The sequence below is a fragment of the Pseudomonas sp. 2822-15 genome, assembly GCF_002742515.1.
Lineage (GTDB): Bacteria > Pseudomonadota > Gammaproteobacteria > Pseudomonadales > Pseudomonadaceae > Aquipseudomonas > Aquipseudomonas salomonii.
On sequence record NZ_LJRY01000191.1, the window covers coordinates 1 to 298 of the forward strand.

At 32.9% G+C, this 298-nt stretch carries 1 protein-coding gene; it reads left to right on the forward strand.

Features of this window, described 5'->3' with window-relative positions; genetic code table 11:
• Positions 1-114: 114 nt before the first annotated feature.
• Positions 115-298, forward strand: a 184-nt coding sequence (locus AOA59_RS32820; RefSeq protein WP_218212198.1) for a hypothetical protein, incomplete at its 3' end; no start/stop codon positions are given.

Sequence of the window (298 nt, forward strand, 5' to 3'; positions counted from 1 at the left end):
TTGAACACCTTAGTTATTAATGAACAAGTTCACATATTATGAATAAAATGAAACTATGGAATGAAGTATCGATGTATGAGTTGATTCAAAATAGATTATTGGAGAAGGATGACCATGTCAGTTACAAAACGTTTAATAAAAATTGATAATGAAGAATGTCTTCTTCATCTCCCATTGAAACCGAATGGTTATGCAATTTTATTACTTGGGGACAGAAATCACTATATCCAAGGTGAAACGAGTCACTGGACGCAGCACCCAACTAGAAAAGAATTATTAGATGGGCTAGTGTATAAAG